The organism is Streptomyces sp. KR55, from assembly GCF_052245645.1.
Taxonomy (GTDB): domain Bacteria; phylum Actinomycetota; class Actinomycetes; order Streptomycetales; family Streptomycetaceae; genus Streptomyces; species Streptomyces flavusporus.
In genome coordinates, this window is sequence record NZ_JBQQCE010000056.1 from 21,311 (window position 1) to 30,404 (window position 9,094).

Annotated in this window: 8 protein-coding genes and 1 pseudogene; 5 read left to right on the top strand and 4 right to left on the bottom strand. The window is 72.4% G+C overall.

Annotated elements, in window-relative coordinates; translation table 11 throughout:
- Positions 1-13: 13 nt before the first annotated feature.
- Positions 14-328 carry a DUF5955 family protein gene (locus ACTWQJ_RS11120; protein WP_443306464.1) on the bottom strand — a complete coding sequence of 105 codons (315 nt, stop codon included), beginning with the start codon at positions 326-328 and terminating at the stop codon, positions 14-16.
- A 186-nt stretch (positions 329-514) separates the two neighbouring features.
- Here ACTWQJ_RS11120 and ACTWQJ_RS11125 point away from each other — a divergent pair, with 186 nt between their 5' ends.
- Together ACTWQJ_RS11125 and aceB are read left to right on the top strand one after the other, a co-directional pair.
- Positions 515-1,117, top strand: coding sequence for a nucleotidyltransferase family protein (locus ACTWQJ_RS11125; RefSeq protein WP_443306465.1), 603 nt, complete (start codon positions 515-517; stop codon positions 1,115-1,117).
- A gap of 220 nt (positions 1,118-1,337) precedes the next feature.
- On the top strand, positions 1,338-2,963 hold the full coding sequence (gene aceB / locus ACTWQJ_RS11130) for a malate synthase A (RefSeq protein ID WP_443306466.1): 1,626 nt from the start codon (positions 1,338-1,340) through the stop codon (positions 2,961-2,963).
- A 3-nt stretch (positions 2,964-2,966) separates the two neighbouring features.
- Here aceB and ACTWQJ_RS11135 read toward each other — a convergent pair whose 3' ends face one another.
- The 3 genes from ACTWQJ_RS11135 to ACTWQJ_RS11145 all read right to left on the bottom strand — a co-directional run bounded on the left by ACTWQJ_RS11135 (position 2,967) and on the right by ACTWQJ_RS11145 (position 5,732).
- Positions 2,967-3,242, bottom strand: a complete 276-nt coding sequence (locus ACTWQJ_RS11135; protein WP_443306467.1) for a SelT/SelW/SelH family protein — start codon at positions 3,240-3,242, stop codon at positions 2,967-2,969.
- Positions 3,239-4,153 (bottom strand): HipA family kinase, encoded by a 915-nt coding sequence (locus tag ACTWQJ_RS11140; RefSeq protein WP_443306468.1) that lies wholly within the window; start codon positions 4,151-4,153, stop codon positions 3,239-3,241. Before ACTWQJ_RS11140 ends, ACTWQJ_RS11135 begins: the two co-directional genes overlap by 4 nt.
- A 64-nt stretch (positions 4,154-4,217) precedes the next feature.
- The gene (locus ACTWQJ_RS11145; protein WP_443306472.1) at positions 4,218-5,732 is read right to left on the bottom strand and encodes an IucA/IucC family protein; all 1,515 of its coding nucleotides are present in this window, start codon (positions 5,730-5,732) and stop codon (positions 4,218-4,220) included.
- 103 nt (positions 5,733-5,835) lie between these two features.
- Here ACTWQJ_RS11145 and ACTWQJ_RS11150 point away from each other — a divergent pair, with 103 nt between their 5' ends.
- The 3 genes and pseudogenes from ACTWQJ_RS11150 to ACTWQJ_RS11160 form a co-directional block, all read left to right on the top strand.
- Positions 5,836-7,329: an IucA/IucC family protein gene (locus ACTWQJ_RS11150; protein ID WP_443306469.1), complete on the top strand. Its 1,494-nt coding sequence runs from the start codon at positions 5,836-5,838 to the stop codon at positions 7,327-7,329.
- A gap of 45 nt (positions 7,330-7,374) precedes the next feature.
- Positions 7,375-8,646: a VWA domain-containing protein gene (locus ACTWQJ_RS11155; protein ID WP_443306470.1), complete on the top strand. Its 1,272-nt coding sequence runs from the start codon at positions 7,375-7,377 to the stop codon at positions 8,644-8,646.
- A pseudogene (locus tag ACTWQJ_RS11160) lies at positions 8,646-9,094 on the top strand (hypothetical protein); the annotation flags it as partial. The gene ACTWQJ_RS11155 and the pseudogene ACTWQJ_RS11160, both read left to right, overlap by 1 nt.

Consider the following 9,094-nt stretch of genomic DNA (forward strand, 5'->3'; position numbering starts at 1 on the left):
CGACGCGTACGGGTCAGCGGCGCGGCGGTGGGCCGAACAGCTCCACCGCGCTGCGTACGTCCGACAGCCCTCGCGACAGGGCGCTCACGGAACCGATCGCGCCGGCGATCAGCAGCAGGGAGCGGCGCAGCCGGGGGATCTCGGGGGTGCCGTCGGAGGTCATCGCGGCGAGTGCGGCGAGCTCGTCCTCGGCGACGGCCCGGTCGGGGAACTCGACGGGGTGCGCGGCGAGTTCGCGACGCAGCCGGGACACGGCGGTCCGCAGTTCCGCCACCCTCGGGTCCTCGTCGCTGCCGGTCACTGACCTCTGCCCCAAGCTCCGCAACACAGCTCTCCCCCCTGGCACGCCGTTGTGCGCAGTGATGTCCGATCCCGCCGTGCGGCCCCGTGGCGTTGGTCGGGCGCCGGGGGACGCGGGCCAGTAAACGCCACCCGGTACGGATGCGCCACCGGGGGGACCGAAATTCAGTCCGTGGAGACCGCCGAGTCCACCCGGGTCAGGTATGCAGGACCCATGACGGATCGCAACGAACAACCCGTCGCGGGACTGCTCCTCGCCGCGGGCGGCGGACGCCGGCTCGGCGGACGGCCCAAGGCACTGCTCGAACACCGGGGCCGGCCGCTGGTCGAACACGCGGTGGCGGTACTGCGCGCGGCCGGGTGCACCCGCGTTCATGTGGTCCTGGGGGCCGGCGCGGACGCCGTACGGGAGCGGGCGGAGCTGCCAGGCTGCGTGCTCGTGGACAACCCGCGGTGGGAGCAGGGCATGGGCACCTCACTGCGCGCCGGGCTGGACTCGCTCACCGGGACGACGGCGCGGGCCGCGCTGGTCTCGCTCGTCGACCAGCCCGGCATCGGCCCGCAGGCGGTGGCCCGGGTGCTCGCCGCCCACCGGGGCGAGTCGTCGCTGGTGTCGGCCACGTACGACAGCGTGCGCGGTCACCCCGTCCTCCTGGGCGCCGCCCACTGGGCGGGCATCGCCGCGACTGCGACCGGCGACCGGGGGGCACGCGCCTATCTGAAGGCCCATGAGCAGGAGATCACGCTCGTCGAGTGCGGGGACGTGGCCCGTGCCTTCGACATCGACACCGAGGCCGACCTGGTCCACCTTGAGTGAGCGGGGTGGCACCGAGCGCCATCTTGCCTCGACCCGGAGAATCTCGACATCAACAAACCATTGAACTTCCACCATGAGGAAACTAGTATCCACTGATCAGAAGCGCCCGACCGTCCTATGGGCGTCCACCGCCCCCTTTGTGCCCCTGACACCCGGTGCCAGGGCACGGCGGTGATGCACGTGGTTCGCTGAAGTAGCTCGCTGAAGGAAGTGACAGCTCATGTCCGCACCAGCGCCGTCTCCGCTGGCCATCGTCGACGCCGAGCCCCTGCCCCGGCAGGAGGAGGTCCTCACCGACGCGGCGCTCGCCTTCGTGGCCGAGCTGCACCGCCGGTTCACGCCCCGGCGTGACGAACTCCTCGCCCGCCGCGCGGAACGCCGCGCCGAGATCGCCCGCACCTCCACGCTCGACTTCCTCCCGGAGACCGCACAGATCCGCGAGGACCCCACCTGGCGTGTCGCGCCCGCCCCGGCCGCGCTGAACGACCGCCGGGTCGAGATCACCGGGCCCACCGACCGCAAGATGACCATCAACGCCCTGAACTCGGGCGCCAAGGTCTGGCTCGCGGACTTCGAGGACGCTTCCGCCCCGACCTGGGAGAACGTCGTCCTCGGCCAGCTCAACCTGATCGACGCCTACACCCGCAGCATCGACTTCACGGACCCGGCGTCGGGCAAGTCGTATGCGCTCAAGGCCGATGAGGAGCTGGCGACCGTGGTCATGCGGCCCCGCGGCTGGCATCTGGACGAGCGTCATCTCACCGACTCGGACGGCCGTCAGGTCCCGGGCGCCCTCGTCGACTTCGGCCTGTACTTCTTCCACAACGCCCAGCGCCTGCTCGACCTCGGCGAGGGCCCGTACTTCTACCTCCCGAAGACGGAGTCGCACCTGGAGGCCCGCCTCTGGAACGACGTCTTCGTCTTCGCGCAGGACTACGTCGGCATCCCGCAGGGCACCGTCCGCGCGACCGTCCTGATCGAGACGATCACAGCGGCGTACGAGATGGAGGAGATCCTCTACGAACTCCGCGACCACGCCTCCGGGTTGAACGCCGGCCGCTGGGACTACCTGTTCTCCATCGTCAAGAACTTCCGGGACGGCGGCCCCGGGTTCGTCCTGCCGGACCGCAATGCGGTCACGATGACCGCCCCGTTCATGCGCGCGTACACCGAACTCCTCGTCCGCACCTGCCACAAGCGCGGTGCGCACGCGATCGGCGGCATGGCGGCGTTCATCCCGTCCCGCAGGGACCCCGAGGTTAACAAGGTCGCCTTCGAGAAGGTGCGCGCCGACAAGGACCGCGAGGCGGGCGACGGCTTCGACGGCTCCTGGGTCGCCCACCCCGACCTGGTCCCGATCGCCATGGAGTCCTTCGACCGGGTGCTGGGCGACAAGCCCCACCAGAAGGACCGCCTGCGCGAGGACGTCGACGTGAAGGCGGAAGACCTCATCGCCATCGACTCCCTCGACGCCAAGCCGACGTACGCGGGACTGGTCAACGCCGTGCAGGTCGGCATCCGCTACATCGAGGCCTGGCTGCGCGGCCTCGGCGCGGTCGCGATCTTCAACCTCATGGAGGACGCGGCCACCGCGGAGATCTCCCGCTCGCAGATCTGGCAGTGGATCAACGCGGGCGTCGTCCTCGACAACGGCGAGCAGGTCACCGCCGACCTTGCCCGCAAGGTCGCCGCCGAGGAACTCGCGAACATCCGCGCGGAGATCGGCGAGGAGGTCTTCGCCGCCGGCAACTGGCAGCAGGCCCATGACCTGCTGCTGAAGGTCGCCCTCGACGAGGACTACGCGGACTTCCTGACACTGCCCGCCTACGAGCAGCTCAAGGGCTGAGACTCATTCCGGCTTGTCCGAGTGGCCCAGGGACTTCTCCGGGGCCACTCGGTCGCGTACGAGCCGCTTGACCGCCGTCGGCTCGGGGAAGCCCTGCTCGCGGCGGTCCCACACCACCTCGTCGTTCACCCGCACGACGAAGACCCCGCCGGTGCCCGGCTTCAGCGACAGCTCGGTCAGCTCGGCCTCGAACGTCGTCAGCAGCTCCTGCGCCAGCCAGGCGGCGCGGGGCAGCCACCGGCACTGGGTGCAGTACTCGATCTGGACTCGGTGGGTCATCCCAGGTGCACCGACCAATCCTGTTCCGCCGCCGGTTTGCCGTGCAGGTCGGGGACCCGCTTGAGCCACTTCGGGCGGCCTTGCTGTGTCCTCGCCGCGCGCAGGGCCTGCTCGGCGGCGAGTTCCTCCCGGGTGGGGAAGTCCGTGGGCAGCCAGGCCTCGGACGCCGCCACGCGCGCGTGCAGATAGTCGACGTACGCGCGCCGCGCCTCGTCGGGCGTCGCGAAGCCGGGCTCGTCCGCCAGCCAGGCGTCCGGGACCTCGGCCAGCACCTCGCGCAGCAGCTCCTCGGTCACCCGGGGCGCCAGTTCGGCGTCGGCGGCCCGTACGTCGGGGCCGTAGTGGCCGAGGGCGTGGTGGCGGAAGTCGTACGCCTTGTCGGGGGCGGAGGTGTCCCAGCGGTGGTGGAAGACGAGGGCGGCGCCGTGGTCGATCAGCCACAGGCGTGGGGGTGCGACGCCGAGCGTGGGCCAGACCATCAGGTTCGAGCTGTGCACGGTCCGGTCGACGTTCACGGTGAGTGCGTCGAGCCAGACGATCCGGCCGGCCTCCAGCGGGTCGACCGGGAAGGTCCCGGCGACCTCCGGCGTGAAGTCCTTCGCGCCCGGCAGGTAGTCCATGCCCAGGTTGACGCCGGCGCTGGCCGAGTGCAGGTTGCGCACCTCCTGGTGCGGCTCGTGACCGGCGATCGCCGGGTCGAAGTGCACCAGGACCAGTTCGGGGAAGCGCAGGCCGAGGGCGCGGGCCAGTTCGCCGACGATCACCTCGGCGACCAGCGCCTTGCGGCCCTGTGCGGAGCCGGTGAACTTCACGACGTACGTGCCCAGGTCGTCGGCCTCGACGACTCCGGGGACGGAGCCGCCGGACCGCAGCGGGGTCACGTATCGAACGGCAGTCACGTCGCGCAGCACACCGGCCAGCGTACGGCAGCCGGCTTGCTCGCTGATCGGCAGCCGATCGGCGACTGATCGGCGACTACGCGCCGGCCAGTGGGTTGGGCAGCGGCCGGTAGCGGGCGGCGGCGCCGTCCGCGCCGGTCCAGCGCAGCAGGAGGTTGGTCTTGGCGGGGAGCGTGGGCAAGGTGAGCAGGCTCCTGACCTCCGGGAGGTCGTGCCGGGACAGTTCACGGCGGGCCGCCGGCCACGGGTCGAGGCCGGCGTGACGCTCGGCGAGGGCCTCGGCGAGCTCCACCAGATGGTTGACGACCAGGCAGTACACCAGCCGCTCCCAGCCGGCCGCCCGTGACACGTCCGGCAGCAGCTTCACGCCCTCGGTGTCCCGGAACAGCGCCTGCACCGGGGTGCCGTCGGCGGCGCAGGCGACCAGCGAGTTCTGCAGGTGCGCCTCCAGTACGACGCCATGGTCGGCGAAGGCCGACAGGACCGGGGGCACGACCTGGCGCAGATACGCCTCCCACCAGCCCGCCGGGTCGACCGGACCGTCCAGCGGGCTGCTCGCGAAGCCCTCCACGAGCCCGGCGGCCAGGAACGGGGTCGCACCGGGCAGCACATGGCCGCGCACTCCGTCACGGACGAGGACGGCGAGTTCCTCGAAGGCGAAGCCGGCGGTGCGGTAGCCGCGGTCGGTCAGCCAGGCCGCCGGGCCGCCCGCGAAGGCCCTGGTCACCGCGGTGTCGATGCGGCGCAGCTTCAGCAGGTCGTGCCGCCACAGCCGCCGTACGTCATTGGTGATCCGCACGTCGAGGCTGAACTTCAGGAACAGGTCGCGCTCGGGGGCGTACACCGTGCGGATCGCGGCCGTCGGCCAGGTCGGGAACGCGGTGGTGCCGAGGCGGATCAGACGGCCGTCGGCGAAGGCCGGGGCGAGGTCGCGGGCGGTCAGGTCGAGCTGCCAGGGGTGGGCGGGCAGCAGCCGGTAGCCGGGCGGGGCCTGCCCGAGTGCGTCGAGCGCCGAGGTGTCGCCCTCCTCGACGACGGTGTCCTCGCGCAGCCCCAGCAGGACCAGCGGGAAACGGGCGTGGGCCTCGGGGGCGTACGGCAGCCAGCCGGCCACCGGGCCGCCGCCGCGGGCCTTGGGGGCGGGGTGGTGGGGGTGGCCGGTGACGAGGGACTGCTCGGAGCGCAGGTAGGGGTCGTCGGGCGGGGTGGCGCGGGCGCGGGCGGTGAGCAGGGCGGCGACGGCGTTGCGGCTGTCGAGCATCTCGGCGGGCAGCTCGTGGTTGGACAGGCCCGTGTGCCGGCGCAGTTCCTCGGCCACGAGCTTGACGAGTTCCGTGTGGTCGAGGCGATGCCAGCGGCCGGCCGTGTACAGCTCCGGTTCCGCGGGCCGCCGCCCGCCACGCACCCGCAGCAGCCGGTCCACGCCGGGCAGCCGGTGGACCCCCGGCCGGCCCGGGAGCGGCAGCGCCACCTCGCGCAGCAGGCAGTTGAGCAGCGGCGCCGCCGCATACGCGTCGGCCCGGTCGGCGGCGTCATCACGTGCTGGGGCGGCTGCGCCGACGGGCGGGAGGATGGGGTCCACGCGTTCCACTCGTTCCCTACGGTTCATATGTGCGGAGACGATCAGTATCGCTGTCGTCACAGCCCGCCGTGACCGCCCTGTCCACGCCCGACCCGTTCCGAGGAGCCCGCCCGTGCACCGTTCCCCCACCGCCGAGGCCGAGGTCGCCGACGAGCTGTCCGTCCTGCGCCCGGACCTCACCGCGCGGTACGCGGCCGAGCTGCCCGGCGCCCGGGCGGCCGTGCTGACCCGGCTGTGGCGTGCGCTGACCCATGAGCCGCTGCCCTGGGTCGAGGACCGCACCCCCGACCGGGACGGCCTCACCCTGCGCCTTCGGGACGGCCGTCGGCTGCACGGGCCGACCCCGGATCCGTACGCGACCGCCGCATACGTCACCGCCGTACGGCTGGACGACGTGACGTACGAGCGTCCGGCACGGCTGATGACGGACCTCGCCGTACCGCACGGAGCCGAGCTCGTGGCCGAACTCGACCACAGTGTCGCGTCGTTGGCGCTGTCGCGGGCCGGGCGGCCGTCGCACCCGAAAGAGTGGCCCATGAGCGACTGGGAGTGGGAGCAGCGGGTGGTGGACGGTCATCCGTTCCACCCCAACTGCCGTTCCCGGCCGGGTTTCTCGGTGGCCGAGCAGCTCGCCTACGCGCCCGAACACGGGCCGCGCGTGGGGCTGGGTCTGGTGCCGGTCCCGGCGGAGGCGTGCCTGGTCACCGGTGAGTGGCCGGACGCCCTGCGGGACGGGCGGCGGGTGCTGGTCCCGGTGCACCCCTGGCAGGCGGCGCATGTTTTGAAGCGGCCGTGCGAGGCACGGCTCACCGGCCACCCGCTGATGTCCCTGCGCACGCTCGCCCTGGACGGCGGACCGCACGTCAAGACGGCGCTGAGCACCCGCCTGACGTCCTCGGTGCGGGACATCTCGGTCGGGTCGATCGCCGCCTCCATGACGCTGTCCGCGTTCGCGGAGGACATGGCGGCGCGCACGGACGGCCTGCTGCACGTCACCCGCACGCTCGGCGCGGTCACGGACGGGTCGCCCGATCTCGGCGCGGTGCTGCGCGCGTCGCCGCAGGAGTGCGCCGGGTCCGGTGAGCGGGTGCTGCCGGTGGCCGCCCTCGCCACCACCGAGCTGCCGGAATCCGCCGCCTGGCTCGGCGAGTTCACCCGGCTGGCCGTCACGGTCGGGCTGCGGCTGCTGGAGCTGGGCGTGACCCTGGAGGCGCACGGCCAGAACCTCCTCGTCGTACTGTCCGCGACGGGCGCCCCGCTGCGGCTGGTGTACCGCGACCTCGCCGACATCCGGGTCAGCCCGGCCCGGCTGGCCCGGCACGGCATCCCGGTCCCGGAGCTGCCCGCCCGCATCCTCACGGACGACGTGCCGGCCCTGCGCCGCAAGCTGTTCGGGTCGCTGGTGGCAGGCGCACTGGCCGGGACGGCGGGGTCCGGGCCGACCCTGCGGGCCGCGCTGGAGACCGCCGTACGGGATCTGCCGCGCACTCCGGATCTCGTCGCACTGTGCGAGGAACCCCTGCCCGCGAAGGCGTTGACGCTGATGCGGCTGTCGCCGGGCCGGCCCGGGGACCGGTGGGCGGAGCTGCCCAATCCCCTTCTGTGATCATCCGTTTTGGAGCCTGACACCACTGCTCCATAAGATCCGCCGATGATCACAAGACAACGGCGGGCGGCAGGAGTCTGCGTCCTGTTCGCCGCGCTGACGGCCGGGATCGCTCTCCCGACCGCGGCGCTCGCCGACGAGACCACGGCCGCCGCGCCCAAGGTCAACCTGGTACTGGACGTCAGCGGTTCGATGCGGGAGCGGGACATCGACGGGCAGTCGCGGATGGCCGCGGCGAAGCAGGCGTTCAACGAGGTGCTGGACGCCACGCCCGAGGACGTGCAGCTCGGCATCCGCACGCTCGGCGCCAATTATCCGGGCGACGACCAGAAGACGGGCTGCAAGGACACCGCGCAGCTCTACCCGGTCGGCCCGCTGGACCGCACCGAGGCCAAGGCGGCCGTGGCCACCCTGGCGCCGACCGGCTGGACCCCGATCGGGCCGGCGCTGCTGAAGGCGGCCGACGACCTCGACGGCGGAACCGGCTCCAAGCGCATCGTGCTGATCAGCGACGGCGAGGACACCTGCGCCCCGCTCGACCCGTGCGAGGTGGCCCGCGAGATCGCGGCCAAGGGCATCGGTCTCACCATCGACACCCTGGGCCTGGTGCCCAACACCAAGATGCGGCAGCAGCTCAGTTGCATCGCCGAGGCGACCGGCGGAACGTACACCTCGGTGGAGCACACCGACGAACTCACCGACCGCGTCAACCAGTTGGTGGACCGCGCCGCCGATCCGGTGGTGACGCCGGTGGCGACGGAGGGCGCCGCAGAATGCGCGAAGGCGCCGGCGCTGGAGTCCGGCCTGTACACCGACCGCGCGGAGTTCGGGCAGCAGCGCTGGTACCGGGTGGATGTACTGCCGGGCTGGGAGCTGCGCGCCTCGGTGAGCGTGTCGGCGGACCGGGACGTGAATCCCGGCTACGGGGTGCTGCTGCGTGCGGTCACGGTGCACGGCCGGGAGATCGTGCGCGGCGAGGCGGCGGGCAACGGCCGTACGGATGTGATCTCGACGGGACTTCGCTACCCGAAGCAGGAGGGCGACGACGATGACGCCGACAAGCCCGCCGCCGAGACCGTGTGCCTCCAGCTCACCCACTCCTTCTCGGCGGCCGCCGGCATCAAGACCACGCCGGGTCTGCCGCTGGAGCTGACGATCGACGTGGTGGACGGACCGTCGCCGTCGAGCGACGTGGCCGCCTTCGGCCTCGGGCGCGGCTGGTGGCTGCTCGGCATCCTGGTGCTGACCGGCTTCGCCGGGGGTCTGCTGTGGGGCTGGCTGTCGCGCTGGCGGGTCGCGGTCTGGAGGACCAACTGATGCGTACTACGAGGATGTTGGGCGCAGCCCTGCTGACGCTCGGGCTGGCCGCGACTCCCGCGGTGGCCGACTCGACGCCGTCCCCTTCGGGCGAGAGCTCGGCCCCGACCGAGGCGGGCACGTCGTTCCGTACCGCGACCGAGGTCGACCAGGGTCAGACGGCCACGGCGAACGCCTCGGCGGGCGACTACCTGTACTGGTCGTTCCCGGCGGACGCCGGACAGCGCCCGACCGTCAAGGCCACGGTGAAACTGCCGGACACGCACGCCACCGAGACCTGGCAGATCGACGTGTACGACGGGCTGCGCCGCCGCCAGGCCTGCCAGTACGGCCCACAGACGCGCACCGCCGCATCGGGCGCGGCCTCCGTCGATCTGGCGTGCACGCTGCGCACGGTCCGCGCCTGGTCCGAGCCGTGGGCGACCGACCCGCTGCCGGGCACGTACTA

Bases quoted from the DNA above. Each gene is read 5' to 3' on its own strand.
- ACTWQJ_RS11125 (WP_443306465.1), top strand. From the start codon at position 515: ATGACGGATCGCAACGAACAACCCGTCGCGGGACTGCTCCTCGCCGCG.
- aceB (WP_443306466.1), top strand. From the start codon at position 1,338: ATGTCCGCACCAGCGCCGTCTCCGCTGGCCATCGTCGACGCCGAGCCC.
- ACTWQJ_RS11135 (WP_443306467.1), bottom strand. From the start codon at position 3,242: ATGACCCACCGAGTCCAGATCGAGTACTGCACCCAGTGCCGGTGGCTG.
- ACTWQJ_RS11155 (WP_443306470.1), top strand. From the start codon at position 7,375: ATGATCACAAGACAACGGCGGGCGGCAGGAGTCTGCGTCCTGTTCGCC.